This is a genomic window from Nitrospirillum iridis, from assembly GCF_014205765.1.
Lineage (GTDB): Bacteria > Pseudomonadota > Alphaproteobacteria > Azospirillales > Azospirillaceae > Nitrospirillum > Nitrospirillum iridis.
The window spans coordinates 303,310-319,249 of sequence record NZ_JACIIZ010000002.1; the positions used below are offsets into that span (position 1 = coordinate 303,310).

The 15,940-nt window shown below is 66.5% G+C and carries 11 protein-coding genes; 4 read left to right on the plus strand and 7 right to left on the minus strand.

Annotation, left to right across the window (positions count from 1 at the left end):
• From kduI to FHS74_RS04375, 3 genes are all read right to left on the minus strand, one after another.
• Positions 1-846 (minus strand): 5-dehydro-4-deoxy-D-glucuronate isomerase, encoded by an 846-nt coding sequence (gene kduI, locus FHS74_RS04365; protein WP_211106103.1) that lies wholly within the window; start codon positions 844-846, stop codon positions 1-3.
• Between the two features lie 26 nt (positions 847-872).
• Positions 873-2,303: a glucuronate isomerase gene (gene uxaC / locus FHS74_RS04370; protein ID WP_184797818.1), complete on the minus strand. Its 1,431-nt coding sequence runs from the start codon at positions 2,301-2,303 to the stop codon at positions 873-875.
• A 195-nt stretch (positions 2,304-2,498) separates the two neighbouring features.
• Complete coding sequence (locus tag FHS74_RS04375; protein WP_246462910.1) at positions 2,499-3,611, minus strand: LacI family DNA-binding transcriptional regulator; 1,113 nt, start codon at positions 3,609-3,611, stop codon at positions 2,499-2,501.
• Between the two features lie 251 nt (positions 3,612-3,862).
• On the opposite strand from FHS74_RS04375, the gene FHS74_RS04380 reads away from it, so the two are divergent.
• Positions 3,863-5,200, plus strand: a complete 1,338-nt coding sequence (locus FHS74_RS04380; RefSeq protein WP_211106104.1) for a pectate lyase family protein — start codon at positions 3,863-3,865, stop codon at positions 5,198-5,200.
• A gap of 125 nt (positions 5,201-5,325) precedes the next feature.
• On the opposite strand, the gene FHS74_RS04385 is transcribed toward FHS74_RS04380, so the two are convergent.
• The 4 genes from FHS74_RS04385 to FHS74_RS04400 form a co-directional block, all read right to left on the minus strand.
• Positions 5,326-5,970 carry an invasion associated locus B family protein gene (locus FHS74_RS04385; RefSeq protein WP_184797820.1) on the minus strand — a complete coding sequence of 215 codons (645 nt, stop codon included), beginning with the start codon at positions 5,968-5,970 and terminating at the stop codon, positions 5,326-5,328.
• Between the two features lie 191 nt (positions 5,971-6,161).
• Complete coding sequence (locus tag FHS74_RS04390; RefSeq protein WP_184797822.1) at positions 6,162-7,193, minus strand: 2-oxoadipate dioxygenase/decarboxylase family protein; 1,032 nt, start codon at positions 7,191-7,193, stop codon at positions 6,162-6,164.
• Positions 7,194-7,219: 26 nt separating this feature from the next.
• The gene (gene amaB / locus FHS74_RS04395) at positions 7,220-8,743 is read right to left on the minus strand and encodes an L-piperidine-6-carboxylate dehydrogenase (protein WP_211106105.1); all 1,524 of its coding nucleotides are present in this window, start codon (positions 8,741-8,743) and stop codon (positions 7,220-7,222) included.
• Positions 8,744-8,788: 45 nt separating this feature from the next.
• Positions 8,789-9,901 (minus strand): saccharopine dehydrogenase family protein, encoded by a 1,113-nt coding sequence (locus tag FHS74_RS04400; RefSeq protein WP_184797827.1) that lies wholly within the window; start codon positions 9,899-9,901, stop codon positions 8,789-8,791.
• Positions 9,902-10,004: 103 nt separating this feature from the next.
• Here FHS74_RS04400 and FHS74_RS04405 point away from each other — a divergent pair, with 103 nt between their 5' ends.
• The 3 genes from FHS74_RS04405 to FHS74_RS04415 all read left to right on the plus strand — a co-directional run bounded on the left by FHS74_RS04405 (position 10,005) and on the right by FHS74_RS04415 (position 15,893).
• The gene (locus FHS74_RS04405) at positions 10,005-10,457 is read left to right on the plus strand and encodes an Lrp/AsnC family transcriptional regulator (RefSeq protein ID WP_184797829.1); all 453 of its coding nucleotides are present in this window, start codon (positions 10,005-10,007) and stop codon (positions 10,455-10,457) included.
• Positions 10,458-10,864: 407 nt separating this feature from the next.
• Entirely contained in the window at positions 10,865-13,861 is a 2,997-nt protein-coding gene (locus tag FHS74_RS04410) for a TonB-dependent receptor domain-containing protein (protein WP_246462911.1), read from the plus strand.
• Positions 13,862-13,985: 124 nt separating this feature from the next.
• Positions 13,986-15,893 carry a tetratricopeptide repeat protein gene (locus FHS74_RS04415; protein WP_184797833.1) on the plus strand — a complete coding sequence of 636 codons (1,908 nt, stop codon included), beginning with the start codon at positions 13,986-13,988 and terminating at the stop codon, positions 15,891-15,893.
• The last annotated feature ends 47 nt before the right edge of the window (positions 15,894-15,940 follow it).

Consider the following 15,940-nt stretch of genomic DNA (forward strand, 5'->3'; position numbering starts at 1 on the left):
TCAACGCAGCTGGCAGATGTCCAAGACCTTCATGTCGGTATAGTCGAGGTTCTCCCCGCCCATGGCCCAGATGAAGGAATAGTTGGCGGTGCCGGAACCCATGTGGATGGACCAGGGCGGCGACACCACGGCCTCCTCATTGGCGACGACGATGTGGCGGGCCAGCTCCGGCTCTCCCATGAAATGAAAGACCCGCTGGTCATCCTTGATATCAAAGTAGAAATAGACTTCTGAGCGGCGGTCGTGCAGGTGCGGCGGCATGGTGTTCCACACGCTGCCCGGCTTCAGCATGGTCAGGCCCAGCAGCAGCTGCGCCGACTGGCAGGTCTGGGGCACGATGTACTGATAGATGGTACGTTCGTTGCTGGTCTCCAACGCGCCGCGCTCCAGCGGCACGGCCTGGTCGATGGAGATCTTCACAGTCTTGAAGCGGGCATGGGCCGGCGTGCTGGCCAGGTAGAACTTGGCCGGGTTGGCGGCGTCGGAGGAGGCGAACACCACCGTCTCCGTCCCCATCGGCACATAGAGGCCGTCGCGCGGCGCCAACTCGTAAACCGTGCCGTCCACCGTCACCGTGCCGGCGCCGCCGACATTGACGATGCCCAGCTCGCGCCGCTCCAGGAAGGGCTTGCCGGCGGCGGATGCGGGCTCCGTCTGCAGGGGCAGGTCGACGGGCGCATCCACCGGCGCCGCGCCGCCGATGATGAAGCGTTCGTTGTGGGAGTAGTTCAGGGCGACCTCACCGGCCACGAACAGGCCGGTGATGAGATAGCGGTCGCGCAACTGCTGGTTCCGGGCGCCGTCCATCATGTCGGGATGGGTCGCCTGGTAGACCTTCTTGAACATGGCCAATCTCCCTGTGACTATTGTTTTCAATCAAGCTTGTAGGCGCGCTTCGGCAGGCGGTAGGCGAGGTCCACCGCCACCTCCCGCGCGTCGTCCTCGTCGATACGGTGCTCCGCCACCAGACGGGCGAGGAAGGCGCAGTCCACCCGGCGGGCCACGTCATGGCGGGCGGGGATGGAGAGGAAGGCGCGGGTGTCGTCATTGAAGCCGACAGTGTTGTAGAATCCCGCCGTTTCCGTCGTCTGCTCACGGAAGCGCATCATCCCTTCCGGGCTGTCGTGGAACCACCAGGCCGGGCCCAGCTTCAGCACCGGGTAATGGCCGGCCAGCGGCGCCAGTTCGCGGGCATAGACCGTCTCATCCAGGGTGAACAGGATGATGGACAGGTCCTTCTCATTGCCATAGCGGTCCAGCAGCGGCTTCAGCGCGTGGACATATTCCGTGCGCAGCGGGATGTCGGCGCCTTTGTCGCGACCGTATTTTTCGAAGATGCGCCGGTTGTGGTTGCGGAAGGAACCGGGGTGGATCTGCATGACCAGCCCATCCTCCAGGCTCATGCCCGCCATCTCGGTCAGCATCTGGGCGCGGAACAGCTCGGCGTCCGCCGCCGTGAAGACGCCCTTCACTACCCGGGCGAACAGCGCCTCCGCCTCCGCTGGCGAAAGGTCGGCGGTGGCGGCGGTGACATGGCCATGGTCGCTGCTGGTGGCGCCCACGGCCTTGAAGTCGAGGCGGCGCTTGCGATGGGCGTTCAGGTAGCCGGTCCAGCTGTGGACATCCTCACCCGTGATCTCCGCGAACCGCGCCAGGGCGGCGCGGAAGTTCTCATGCTCCGGATCGATCACCGCGTCGGGGCGATAGGCGGTGATGACCTTGCCTTTCCAGTCGCTGTCGCGGATGGCCTCATGGTGGGCCAGCGTGTCCACCGGGCTTTCGGTGGTGGCGATGACCTCGATGTTGAAGCGCTCGAACAGGGCGCGGGGGCGGAATTCGTCCGTCGCCAGCTTGGCGGTGATGGTGTCGAAATAGAGGTCCGAGGTCGCGGCGTTCAGCTTCACCTCCAGGCCGAAGACCTGGGTGAAGACATGGTTCAGCCAGGTGGAAGACGGCGTGCCCCGGAACAGGTGGAAGTTGGCGGCCAGCAGGCGCCAGGCCTCGCGCGGGTCCACGTTAGGCGCGGGCTGCCCGGATGCGGGAAGGCCCAGTTGCTCCAGCGTGATGCCCTGGCTGTAGAGCATGCGGTAGAGATAGTGGTCCGGCTGCAGCAACAGGGCGGTGGCGTTGGGGAACGCCTCGTTGCCAGCGAACCAGGCGGGATCGGTGTGGCCGTGCGGGCTGATGATGGGCAGGCCCTTCACCTCCGCGTACAGGCGCCGGGCGATGGCGCGCACGATGGGGTCGGCCGGGAACAGGCGATCTTCGTGCAGGGTCAGGTGCTGGGCTGGTTGCTGGGCCATGGGGCCTTCCTTCAGTGTCCACCGGGCTGGCCCCGTCCGTCTTCGCGCGGATCGGCGATGCGGCAGCCGTCGTTCGCGGGACGGCATCCAAGCGCGCGGATCCGTCCTCTTCCCGCCCCTTTGGTAACCGGTTCTGGTAACCGGTGTCAATTTCCCATCGCCAACGCCGCGCCAAAAATGACGCGGGGACGGTTTTCAGCCCCGGGGCGGGACGGAGGACTCGCGCACCACCATGCGGCTGACGACGCCGGTGGCGGTGTGGCCCTCCGTCTCATCGCTGGAGATGCGGATGATCAGCTTCTCCGCCGCCAGGCGGCCCAGATCCTTGGCCGGCAGGCGCACGGTGGTCAGCGACGGCCACAGGCGGGTGGCGATGGGGCTGTCGTCGAAGCCGATGATGGTCAGGTCACGGGGAATGCTGATGCCCAGGCGCTGCGCCGTCTTGTAGACGCCGGCCGCCATCTCATCGTTGCTGGCGAAGATGGCGGTGGGCCGGGGCTCCCGCGTCAGCAGGCGGGTGGCGCAGACCTCCCCGGATTCGAAGGTGTAGGCGCCCTCCTCCACCATCTCGGGCCGAAGCGTGATGCCGTGGCTCTTCAGGGTGCCGACGAAGCTTTCCCGGCGCTCATGGGCCGACCGGTGGCGCGACGGGCCGGCGATGAAGCCGATATCGCGGTGGCCCAGGGCGGCCAAGTGTTCGGCCACCTCCGCCGCCCCTTGGCGGTCATTGTAGACCACCATGTTGGCCGCCTCGTCGAGGGAGACGGCGGACAGGCGGACATAGCGGCAGCCCAGGTCGCGCAGCACGTCCACCAGCTGGGGGTTTTCCGAGGCCGGCGGCACGACGATGACGCCGTCCAGGTTCTGGCGCTGAACGAACTGCTTGGCATCGTTCAGGAAATGGGGGCTCTTCTGATCGCAGGGATGCACCACCAGCTCAAACCCCGCCAGGCGGCAGGCCTGGAGCACGCCTTCCTGGATGTTCACGATGAACTGGGCGTTGGGATTGTCGTAGACCAAGCCCAGCAGGAAGGAGCGCTGAAAGGCCAGCCCGCGCGCCTGGGGGCTGGGCACGTAGCCGATCTGCTCGATGATGGCGTTGATGATGGTGCGCGTCTCTTCGTTCACGAAGGGTGACTGGTTGATGACGCGCGACACCGTCTTCTTGGACACATGCGCCAGGCGGGCCACGTCGTTGATGGTGGGCGCCCGGTCCAGGGTCCAGGTCACAGCCTCCATCGGCTGGGTCTGCAGGGCGGCGGCACGTCCCCGCCTCGGTCGCCCCTTGCGCGGCACGTCCTGGGTCATCTGTGGGTCTTCTTCTCGTTCTTCTTCTCGGGCGTCCCTACCATGCCGCGTCCCGCGCGTCGCCGCAAAAGGGTTTTGCGGGCGGTGTGGGACCCGAGCGCCCCGGGTGGGCGTCATTCCGCCGCACCCCTGGAACTGGCCTCTTGCTCCGTTAGGAAACCGGTGTCATTTATGGCGCCGACGGATGGCGCTGGCCCCCACCGGGAACACGCCCCATCCTCGCCATAACAATATCCTGGGAGGATAGACCGTTGATCAGACGCATTCTGGCCACCACCGCCATGGCCACCTTGCTGGCCATCGCCAGCGCGGGCGCCGCCGAGAAGGCGGACCCGTTGGCCTTCCCCGGCGCCCAGGGCTGGGCGGCGCACACGCCCGGCGGGCGCGGCGGCAAGATCATCAAGGTGACCAACCTGAACAATGACGGGCCCGGTTCCTTGCGCGAGGCCATTGAGACCAAGGGGCCGCGCATCATCGTCTTCGAGGTCGGCGGAGTCATCGACCTGAACCAGAAGACCCTGAAGGTGATGGAGCCGTTCGTCACCATCGCCGGCCAGACCGCCCCCTCCCCCGGCATCACGCTCATCCGCGGCGGCATGGACGTGGGGGCCCATGACGTGGTGATGCAGCACATCCGCATCCGCGTGGGCGACGCCGGCGCGCCCAAGAAAAGCGGGTGGGAGGAGGACGCCTTCAGCACGGTGGGGGCCGCCTACAACGTCATCGTCGACCATTGCAGCCTGACCTGGGCGACGGACGAGAACCTGTCGGCCTCCGGCCCCCGCTTCAAGGGCGACACGCCGGACGAATGGCGGCAGAACACCTCCCACCGCATCACCTACTCCAACAACATCATCGCCGAGGGCCTGGCCCGCGCCACCCATATGAAGATCGAGCACTCCAAGGGCTCGCTCATCCACGACAACATCACCGACATCCTGATCGTCGGCAACCTATACGCCCACAATGTGGAGCGCAGCCCCCTGTTCAAGGGCGGCGTCCACGGCGTCATCGTCAACAACCTGATCTACGACCCCGGCCAGCGGGCGGTGCACTACAACCTCCAGGCCGAGGAATGGGGCGACCACCCCTATCAGGTCGGCCAGATGGCGGCGGTGGGCAACGTGCTGCGCGCCGGCCCGTCCACCCCCACCCCGCTGGCCTTCCTGGAAATCGGCGGCTATGGCGACCTGGAATATTACGGCAAGGACAACATCGCCGTGGACCGGGCGGGCGAGCCCCTGCCCATGATGGGCCGCTACACCACCTCCCCCGCCAAGGTGATCGAGACGGCGCAACCACCCTTGTGGCCGCAAGGCCTGGAGCCCCTGCCGGCGGCCGAGGTGCAGAAGTCAGTGCTGCACAACGCCGGCGCCCGGCCCTGGGACCGCGACTACGACGACGTCCGCCTGCTGGCCGACGTGGCCGAGGGCCGGGGGGAGATCATCAACAGCCAGGATGACATTCACGGCTATCCCAATGAGAAGCCCACGGCCCGGCCCTTCAACCCGGCCGATTGGAACCTGGACGACATGACGCCGCGCACCGCCACCGCCCTGGATGCCAAGTCCAAGGCCCGGGGCACCTGATCCCCCAGACACCTGATCCCCTGACGACGCTGAACCACGACGCCGTGGAATGGCAAAGGGCGGCGCCCCCTCAAGGACGCCGCCCTTTTTCTTGACCCCCGGCCGGTTGCCAACCGGCCGCCCGATCACTTCTTCGGCTGTTCCGCGGGCTTGTCGGCGGGCTTCGGCGCCGGCGGCGTGCCCAGGCTCTGCAACGCGGGCGCCAGCCCGGCCAGTTGAACCGGCACGTCCATCGCCGTCTTGTCCGGCTTGGCGTAACGCACCATCAGCACCTTGCCGGTGGTGAACTGCTTCAGCACGTCCTGGTCCAAATTGGCGGAAGCGATGCAACCACCGGGCTGGCAGAGGGTCAACGGCAAGGCGATGGGCTTGGCACCGTCCAGCGTCAGCTGCAGCCCCGACTGGACGGGCGTGCCCAGGGGCACGGTGATGACCAGCACCGGCTTGCCATCCGTCGCTATGTAGCCGATCTGCACATGCAGCACGATGGCGTTGCCCGGGTTCGCGATGGCGAACTGTTCGACAAAGCAGACATCCGCGCCATTCGCGTCTTTGGCGCAGTTCTTGGCCCAAGGCGGCCCCGCCGGCTTCTGGGCTTCCGCCGCCGCCGCCGCGGACTTGGCCGCGCTGGCCTTGTGGCGCTGATACAGCATGATGCCGCCGGCCGTCAGCAGCCCCAGCAACAACAGCAGGCCGATCACGATCAGGGGCGTGCGCGAGCCGCCGAGGAGCGTGGAATCGGCGGGCGCAGGTTGCTCTTTATTGGTCATGGGTCTGCTTTTTCTGTTTAGGGCGTGAAGCCGGACGGTTGTGGAACTGGCCCCCCGCCGCGACACCGATCAGGCGTCGGATTGTGGAAGACATGGCCGTCCCGGGTCAACCAATAGTCCGTGCGCCATAGCAGCGTCCACGCCTCCGATGGTTCTCGAGGGGCGCCTGGACAGGTGTCCGTCACAAATGATCAGCAGCCGGGGCCCGCCGCCGTCATCTTGAAGATACCCTGGGCGTTGCCGCTGTCGAATCGCAGATCCAGCCGTCGCCCGGTTTTGGTGTCCCCGGTTTCGGCATCGATGAAATCTCGTGAAATGAATTCATAGAACGAGCCCGGCACCACCCGAACGACCCGGCCCCCATCGGCGTCGATGAAAGGGCGTTCCACCTGGGCGGCGCGCAGGGCCGTCTGGCGCACCGTGCCGTTGCGCGATACCTCCACCTTGGGCTTCATCGGGTAGCCCCGGGCCTTCAAGTCCTCGGCCAGCGCCTCCACATCCGGCACCCGGTCGGTGGCGTGGTTGAAGCGGTTGCCTTCGGTGGCGACCCACGCCAATTCCGCCGATTCCGCCAACAGCGTCTCATACCGTGCCAAAGTGGGCACCGGATGATGACGGTCGAACAGGCGGAGCAGATCGCCCACCAGCGCGGTGGCCTCCGCCAGGCCCAGGGTGGCGCCGCCGGCCAGACGCTCCAGCAGGACCTGGGCATCGGGCGTCAACGGATCGACCGTCACCTGGAACACCTCGGTCGCGGCCGCCTGCACGTCCGCCGAAAAGCGATCCGGGAATATTTCGCTGACGAAGAACTGGGCGATGTCGTCCGGATAGTCTTGGTGGCTGTAGGCGTAGCCCACCATGCGCAACCGCTCCAGCGGATAGGTCCCGCCGATGCGATAGCCCAGCGGCACCAGCACGCGGTCGAAGGCGGCGTGCCCGGGCGGCAGGGCGCCCAGGCCGGGCGCATGGACGGTGCGCAGGGCGCCGTGATCGAACACCATGCGACCGCCCTGCTCCCGCACGTAGCGGGCACCCTCCGGCACCTCCAGCAACAGTCCACGGAACAGCTGCATGGTCAGCGCCTGGGCCACGGCGGCGCGGGGGATCGCGTCGCCATGGTCGATCAGGAAATCGCCATGCAGGGCCAGCATCTCCATCAGCCGGCCCGCCTCTTCGATGCCAACCAGGCCCTGGGCGATCTTCTGGACGGTGGGAATCCTCATCGCACCTTCTCCTTGGCACCGTTTCGTCAAGCGATATCGAACCGCACACCCTGGGCGAGCGGCAGCGATCGCGAATAGTTGATGGTGTTGGTGGCGCGCCGCATATAGGCCTTCCAGCTGTCGGAACCGGCCTCGCGCCCGCCGCCCGTTTCCTTCTCGCCACCGAAGGCGCCGCCGATCTCGGCACCCGAGGGGCCAAGGTTGACGTTGGCGATGCCGCAGTCGGAACCGGCCGGGCCCATGAACATCTCCGCCTCGCGCAGGTCGGTGGTGAAGATGCTGGACGCCAGGCCCTGGGCCACGCCGTTCTGCAGGGCGATGGCCTCCTCCAGCGTGCGATAGCGCACGACATAGAGGATGGGGGCGAAGGTTTCCTCCAGCATGGGGCCGAGCTGGCCCGGCAGGGTCACCAAGGCCGGGCGCACGTAATAGGCGTCGCTTGAGCCCACATCCACCCGCTCCCCACCGATGACGGTACCGCCGACGGCCCTGGCGGCGGCCAGGGCGTGCTGCATCGCCTCGAACGAGGCCTGGTCGATCAACGGGCCCACCAGGGTGCCGGCCTCACGGGGATCGCCCACCGTGACGCTGCGGTAGGCGCCGGCCAGCCGGTCCAGCAGGCGGTCGGCCACCGATTCATGCACGATCAGGCGGCGCAGCGTGGTGCAGCGCTGGCCGGCCGTGCCCATGGCGGCGAAGGCGATGCCGCGCACCGCCAGCTCCAGGTCGGCGGATGGCGCCACGATGGCCGCGTTGTTGCCACCCAATTCCAGGATGGCGCGGGCGAAGCGGGCCGCCAAGCGTGGCGCCACGGCCCGGCCCATGCGGGTGGAGCCGGTGGCCGACACCAGCGGCACCAGCGGATGATCCACCAGCGCCTGCCCCACATCGGCATGGCCCTGGGCCAGGATGGAGAGACCGGCCGGTGCGGCGCCGAACTTGGCGGCGGCACGGTCAAAGGCGGCCTGCACGGCGATGGCGGTCAGCGGCGTCTTTTCCGATGGCTTCCAGATAACGCTGTTGCCGCAGACGATGGCCAGGGCGGCGTTCCAGGACCACACCGCCACCGGGAAGTTGAAGGCGCTGATGACGCCGCAGACACCCAGCGGATGCCAAGTCTCCATCAGGCGGTGGCCCGGCCGCTCGGTCGCGATGGTCAGGCCATAGAGCTGGCGGGACAGGCCCACGGCGAAGTCGCAGATGTCGATCATCTCCTGCACTTCGCCCAGGCCCTCGGACAGGATCTTGCCGGCCTCCACCGTCACCAGGCGCCCAAGATCGGTGCGCACGGCGCGCAGTTCCTCGCCCAGCAGGCGCACCAGTTCGCCCCGGCGCGGCGCGGGCACCCCCCGCCACTCCAGGTGCGCGGCGTGGGCCTGGCGCACCAGCGCGTCCACATCGCCCGCCGCCAGGGCCCGCACCCGGCCGGCCTCGCGCCCATCGATGGGGCTGCGCGCCACGATATCGCCGCCCGCCAGGACCGCCCGGTCCACGCCCAACCGATCCAGGAGGGCAAGGATGTCGTCCCGGGTTCCGCTCACTGCCGTCATCGCCTCTTCCCTCATGCTGCTTTCTTGCTTGCTCGGCTGGTCCTGTCAGGCGACGCGCGCCACCACCTGGTCCACCGGCCCCGCCCCCAGATAGGCGCGGCCGAAACGGTTGGCCAGGAAATCCTCCAACGCGATGTCTTCCTGGCGGATGAAGCCATGCGACGGCAGGCGGCCATCGGCCAGCATGTCCAGCACGGCGCAGATGCCGGCGGCCGTGGTGGTCTGGATGGCGGTGCGCTGGCGGCCATGGGCCAGGTCACCGAAGACGCGGCTGGAATAGCTTTCCTGGGTCAGCTGGCCGTCCAGCATGCCGCTGACGGTGACGAAGATCACGACGACATCCTGCAGCGTGGCGGGCAGCGCCCCCTCCAGCACCGTCTTGAACAGGTCCCGCCGGTCGCGCAGACGCAAATCGTTCAGCAGGGTCTTCATCAGCTGGCAGTGGCCGGGATAGCGGATGGTCTTGTAGTTCAGGGTACGGACCTTGCCCTTCAGCACCTCCGCCAGGCTGCCCAGGCCGCCCGAGGTGTTGAAGGCCTCATACGGCACCCCATCCAGCCAGAACTCCTCCCGCTCCTCCAGCGCCGGCACCTCGCGCAAGGTGCCCTCGACGATGGCCTCGCAGGGTTCGCAATACTCGTTGATGACGCCGTCCGTGCTCCAGGTCAGGTTGTAGCCCAGGGAATTGCTGGCATAGCGCGGCAGGGCGCCGACGCGCAGGCGCACCGCCTCCAGCGTGTCGAACTTCTTGGCCAGGCTGCCAGCGACGATGGAGATGAAGCCCGGGGCCAGACCACACTGGGGAATGAAGGCGTTGGGCGCGTTGGTCGCCAGTTCCTTCACCCGCCGGGTGGTGGCCACATCTTCCGTCAGATCCAGGTAGTGGCAGCGGGCGATGGCGGCGGCCTCCGCCACCTTGATGGTCAGGTGATAGGGGGCGGCGCTCAGCACGGCGTAGGCGCCGGTCAGCACCTCCGTCAGGGCGGCCACGTCGCTCATGTCGATCTCGCGCCGCTCGATGGGCAGGCGCTTGGAAATCCCGTCCAGGGCCTTGGCGGAGCGGTCCACCACCGTCACCAGATAGTCGCCCGACCCCGCCAAGTTCTCCGCGATGATGGATCCGATCTTGCCGGCCCCGACGACGACGATGCGACGCATGTGTGCTCTCCCGTTCAAGGTTCCCTGTCAGAACGACTGTCAGGCAAACCCTTGACGGAATGAACAGCCAATGCGACCAATCTGACGGATATTGGTGGGCATAATGAACAGTCAGACCGACACTTTTCAACCTGACGACCTGGACATCGCCCTGCTGCGCCTGCTGGAAGCGGACAGCCGCCTGCCCACGGTGACCCTGGCCAAGCGCCTGGGCGTATCGCGCACCACGGTGCAGGCCAGGCTTGAGCGGCTGGTGGCGCGCGGCGTCATCACCGCCTTCACCATCCGGCTGGATGCCGACTACCTGGCCCGCCGCATCCAGGGCCACGTCGCCATCACCCTCCTGCCCAAAGCGGCGCGCCAGGTGGAAGCCCGGCTGAAGGCCATCCCCCAAGTCCGCCAACTTTACGCCGTCAGCGGCCCCTTCGACATGATCGCCGTGGTCTCCACCGAGTCCATCGCCGAGATGAACACCGTGATCGATGAGATCGGCGCCGTGGATGGGGTGGAACGCACCAACTCCTCCATCATCCTGTCGCAGCGGCTGGCGCGCTGATCCGGCCACGCCCCTGGGCACCTTCCTACCTACTGAGTCGCGTCCGCGCCCGCCGTGGCGAACGCAGACGCCTTTCGGAAGATTGCGCTGAAGGGATTAAGCCTTTCACAAAGTGGCGCGAGTCGTAGGTCTTTTGGTCTATCCGTTCTATCTATGCAAAATTGCTAGTAATTATGTTTCTAGATTGTTTCACAGTTGCGCACGACTGTTACACGGCAGTTACACATGGGCGCAAAACCGGATGGCATGGCTGCACTTTTCGCGGCGCAGCATTGACCGGCATAAAATATCCAAAATAGCATTTCCCCGTTGGCCTCAGCACAAGGGGGACACGACTCAAAAAGAGATTTGTCTGGTTGGGGCCAGCAATATCAACAATCTCCAGAACAGCGGGGAAATCCATGGGCATGCCAAAATACGGGCGGCGCGCATTGCTGCTGTCTTCGACCATGCTTGTCGGCGCGCTGGCGGCGTCGATTGATGCCGCGGCGCAACAATCGGCAAACGCCAGTGCGGACATGCAGGAAATCGTCATCACCGGCTCACGCATCAAGCAGGCCGCGAACCTGACCAGCGACAGTCCGCTGACGACGGTCGATAGCGTCGAGATGAAGCTGCAGGGCACGACCAACGTCGAAACGATGCTGAACAACCTGCCCGGCATCACGGCGGCCCAGACCAACGCGCAGTCCAACGGCGCCACCGGCACCGCCACCATCAACCTGCGCAACCTGGGTGAAGCGCGCACCCTGGTGTTGATCGACGGCCGCCGCATGCCGCTGGGCGACCCCACATATCCCTATGCCGACGTGAACTTCATCCCCGGCGCCTTGGTGGAGACCGTGGACGTGGTGACGGGCGGCGCCTCGGCGGTCTATGGCTCCGACGCCGTGGCCGGCGTCGTGAACTTCAAGATGAAGCGCGATTTCGAGGGCGTGAAGGTCGACTACCAGTTCTCCGCCGCCCAGCACAGCAACGAGAACGGCGACGCGCAGTCGGTCCTGAAGAAGTCCTCCTATCCCGTCACCATCCCGGGCGACCGGTTCGATGGCTTCGTTCGCGACAGTTCCTTCGTCGTGGGCGTCAATTCGCCCAACAACAAGGGCAACGTCACCGCCTACGCCACATACCGCTGGACGGAACCGGTGACCCAGGCGACCCGCGACTGGTCGGCCTGCACCATGGCCACCACCAGCAGCGACGAGAGCGCCCTGGCCACTCAGGACAACCAGCGTTACTGCTCCGGCTCATCGAACAGCGCCTATGGCCGCCTGCGCACCAACGGCTCGGGCACCGGCTATTCGCTGAACCCGGACGGGTCCGCGTCCTTCGTGAAGTACAACAGCGCGCTGGCCTTCAACTACGGCCCCTACAACTACATCCAGCGCCAGGACGAGCGCTACACGGGCGGCGCCTTCGCCCACTATGAAATCAATCCGTCGTTCGACGTCTATACCGACTTCATGTTCATGTCCGACCACACCAAGGCGCAGATCGCGCCGTCGGGCTTCTTCAGCGGAACGACCTATTCGATCAATTGCGACAACCCGCTGATGTCGACGTCGGAAGCCTCCACCCTATGCGGCAGCAACGCCGGCAGCGCCAGCGCCACCTGGAAGGGCTACGTCGCCTACCGCTTCACCGACAACAACGCGCCGCGCTACGACGACCTGCGGCACACCGACTACCGCTATGTCATCGGCACCAAGGGCGACCTCGGGGGCGGCTGGAGCTATGACGTCTACGGCCAGCACTCCGCCGTCATCTATAACGAGACGTACCAGAACGACGTTTCCATCAGCAAACTGCAGAACGCCCTGCTGGTGAAGAACGTCAATGGCGTGGCCACCTGCGAATCCGTCATCAACGGGACCGACAGCAGCTGCGTGCCCATCAACATCTTCCAGTTGGGCAAGATCAGCAGCGCCGCCTACAACTACGTCTACACGACGAGTTTCAAGGAGGGCACCACCACCCAGGACATCGTCAGCGGATCCGTGTCCGGCGACTTCGGCGCCTGGGGCGTGAAAAGCCCCTTCGCCAAGGACCCGGTCGCCGTGGCTTTCGGCACCGAGTGGCGGCGTGACGCCATCGACCTGAAGTACAGCGAGAACGTGTTGTCGGGCGACCTGTCCGGCTCCGGCGCCGGCACCACCCAGCCGGCCGTGGGCTCCACCGAAGTGAAGGACATCTTCGGCGAGTTGCGCCTGCCGCTGGTCTCCGACCGGCCCTTCATCAAGGACCTGTCGATCGACGCCGGCTACCGCTGGTCCGACTACAACTTGGCGGGCAAGGCCAACACCTACAAGGCCAGCCTGAACTACGCCCCGATCAACGACGTCGCGTTCCGTGGCGGCTACAACCACGCCGTCCGCGCCCCCAACATCATCGAACTGTTCCAGACCAACACCTCAGGCATCGGCGGCGCCTTGGACCCTTGCTCCGGCTCCAAGCCGTCGGCCTCGCTGGCGCAGTGCGGCCGCACCGGTGTGACGGCGGCCCAGTACGGCAACATCTCCGAATGCACGTCGGTGGACGGCTGCAACACCTTGAGCGGTGGCAACAAGGCGCTGAAGCCGGAAACGGCCGACACCTACACCGCTGGTTTCGTCTTCACCCCCACCTTCCTGCCCAACTTCGCGGCCACGGTGGACTACTACAACATCAAGATCGAGGACCTGATCGGCACGGTGCCGACCTCGCAGATCATGTCCCAATGCCTGAACACCGGGAATTCCTATTACTGCGACCTGATCCACCGTGGCTCCAGCGGCAGCCTGAACTCCAGCGACGGCTATTACATCACCACCGACATCAACGCCGGTTACCGCCAGCAGGCGGGCGTGGACGTCTCCGGCACCTACCGCCAGGACCTGGAAGACCTGGGCCTGAAGGATCTGGGCGGCGTGACCTTCAAGTTCATCGGCTCCTGGACGCAGTTCAACCGCTACCAGCCGCTGCTGCATGAGGCCAAGTACGATTGCGCCGGCCTCTACGGCGCCACCTGCGGCCAACCCACGCCGCATTGGCGCCACCAGTTCCGCGTCACCTGGAACACCCCGTGGAACGCCGACCTGTCGGTCAACTGGCGCTACATCGGCGGCAGCAACCTGGACAACAACAGCAGCGACACCAGCCTGAACGCCAACTCCGGCATCTACGACAACATCGACGGCCACATCTCCGCCTACAACTATTTCGACCTGGCGGCGACCATGAACCTGGCCGACCACTACACCCTGCGGTTCGGCATCAACAACCTGTTCGACAAGGATCCGCCCATCCAATCCGCCAACGACGATTACGTCAGCGTGCTGGGCAGCTACGGCAACGGCAACACCTACCCCGGCATCTACGACACCCTGGGCAGGACCTTCTTCCTGGGCATCACCGCCGACTTCTAAGCCGGACGGGGATTCCCCGCCGACTTCCAAAGCGGCTTATCGTATAAACATGGATACGGCGGCGGGTCCCCACCCCGGGGGTCCGCCGCTTCCCATTCGCTCACCACGCATCGGCGCCCGCCTCATGACCAACGGCCAGTCCCCTTTTTCCATCCCCGCCCCCCGCGCGACAACGTCCACCCAGCACCAGCGCATCCAAGCGCTGATCAGCCAGGCGCTGACATTCCAGAGCCGGGGCCAACTGCACGAGGCGGAGCAACTGCTGACCCAGGTGCTGGCGGTGGACCCGGCGGAACCGGACGCCTTGCAGCTGATGGGCCTGATCGCCAAGCGCAATGGTCGCCTGGAAGAGGCGGAACGGCTGCTGCGCCACTCATTGGTGGTGAACAGCCGCCAGCCGCATGTGAACTACAATTTGGGCAATCTGTTGAAGGACACCGGCCGCCCGGCCGAGGCGATGCCCTTCTATGAGAAGGCCATCCTGTACAAGGCCGACTATGTCGAGGCCTACACCAACCGCGCCGAATGCCTGGTGGCCTTGGCGCAGAAGGAACCCCCGCCTTCCGCCCGCCGGCTGCTGGAAACCGCCCTGCCCCTGTATCGGCGGGCCCTGCACCTGGAACCGGACCACGTCGCGGCCCGTGTGGGCATGGCCGAGGCCCTTCTGCAGCTGGACCAGGCGGAGGAGGCGGAGACGCTGCTGCGCGCCGGGCTGGCCCGCCGCCCCAACGATTTCTACCTGAACAACAGCCTGGGCACGGCGCTGCGGACGCAGCAACGCTTCGAGGAAGCGGCGCCGCACCTCAAGCGGGCGGCGGATCTGGCACCGGAGCATTGGCAAATCTGGCTGAACCTGGGCAACACCCTGCTGGCGCTGGGCCAACTGGACGAGGCCATCGCCTGCCTGAAGAAGGTGGTGGTGCTGAACCCAACGAATTACGACGCCCAGAATGCCCTTAACCAGGCGCTGTGGGAGACGGGGCAGCACGCGCTGCTGCTGAACTCCTATGAATGGGCCAAGCAGCAGCGCCCCGACGATCCCGATCTGCTGGAGATGACGGCGGAGGCGAACATCCTGTTCAGCCGCTATGACCTGGCGGAGGCCAACTTGGACGCGGCGGCGGCACTGCGGCCGGAGTCGCCCTCGCTGCCGCGCCTGCGCGCCAGGCTGCGCATGGCCCAGAACCGGATGGAAGAAGCACTGGACGCCGCGCGCCAGGGCTTGGCCGCCGACCCCGCCGACCCCCGCCTGCTGCACCGCGTGGCGGAGGCGTCCCTGCGCCTGGACCGCCCGGCCGACGCGCTGGAGGCCGCCCGCCGCTTGGGCGCCGTGGTGCGGGACAGCCAGTTCGCCGTGGCCTTCGAGGCGACGGCCCACCGCCTGATGGGCCAACCCGATCCGCGCGGCCTCTATGATTACGACCGCTTCGTCCAGGCGGCCGACCTGGCCCCGCCGCCGGGCTATGCCGATCTGGCCGCCTTTCACGCCGACCTGATGACCGCGCTGGACGCCCAGCACGTCGCGACGCATGAGCCCATCGAGCAGACGCTGCGCCACGGCACCCAGACGCGCGAGAACCTGTTCACCCGTGTCGGCGCCGCCCCGGCCATCCAGGGGCTGCGCGACAGCATCCTGGCCGCGGCCCGGCGCTATGTCGCGGCCCTGCCGGACGATGGCGACCATCCCTTCCTAAGGCGCAAGGGGCAGGCCTTGCACTGGGCCGGGTCGTGGTCGGCGCGGCTGCGCGACCAGGGCTATCACACGGATCATATCCACCCCGAGGGCTGGATCAGCGGCTGCTATTATGTGGACCTGCCCGACGTGGTGGCCGACGCGGAGGCCAAGCAAGGGTGGATCACCTTCGGCGCCATCAACCTGGGCGGCGGACCCACCCGCCCTTGGGAACGGGCCATCCAGCCACGGCCGGGCCTGCTGGTGCTATTCCCCAGCTATATGTGGCACGGCACCATTCCCTTCCGCAGCGCGCAGACGCGCACCACCGTGGCGTTCGACATCGGCGGGCGGGCGTAAGGTCGCACCCGCCGGTGGGGCGGCACAGATGCCCGTTTTTTGTGCTG

Bases quoted from the DNA above. Each gene is read 5' to 3' on its own strand.
- FHS74_RS04415 (WP_184797833.1), top strand. From the start codon at position 13,986: ATGACCAACGGCCAGTCCCCTTTTTCCATCCCCGCCCCCCGCGCGACA.
- FHS74_RS04390 (WP_184797822.1), bottom strand. From the start codon at position 7,193: ATGAGGATTCCCACCGTCCAGAAGATCGCCCAGGGCCTGGTTGGCATC.
- uxaC (WP_184797818.1), bottom strand. From the start codon at position 2,303: ATGGCCCAGCAACCAGCCCAGCACCTGACCCTGCACGAAGATCGCCTG.
- amaB (WP_211106105.1), bottom strand. From the start codon at position 8,743: ATGACGGCAGTGAGCGGAACCCGGGACGACATCCTTGCCCTCCTGGAT.
- FHS74_RS04375 (WP_246462910.1), bottom strand. From the start codon at position 3,611: ATGACCCAGGACGTGCCGCGCAAGGGGCGACCGAGGCGGGGACGTGCC.
- FHS74_RS04400 (WP_184797827.1), bottom strand. From the start codon at position 9,901: ATGCGTCGCATCGTCGTCGTCGGGGCCGGCAAGATCGGATCCATCATC.
- FHS74_RS04405 (WP_184797829.1), top strand. From the start codon at position 10,005: ATGAACAGTCAGACCGACACTTTTCAACCTGACGACCTGGACATCGCC.
- FHS74_RS04410 (WP_246462911.1), top strand. From the start codon at position 10,865: ATGCCAAAATACGGGCGGCGCGCATTGCTGCTGTCTTCGACCATGCTT.
- kduI (WP_211106103.1), bottom strand. From the start codon at position 846: ATGTTCAAGAAGGTCTACCAGGCGACCCATCCCGACATGATGGACGGC.
- FHS74_RS04385 (WP_184797820.1), bottom strand. From the start codon at position 5,970: ATGACCAATAAAGAGCAACCTGCGCCCGCCGATTCCACGCTCCTCGGC.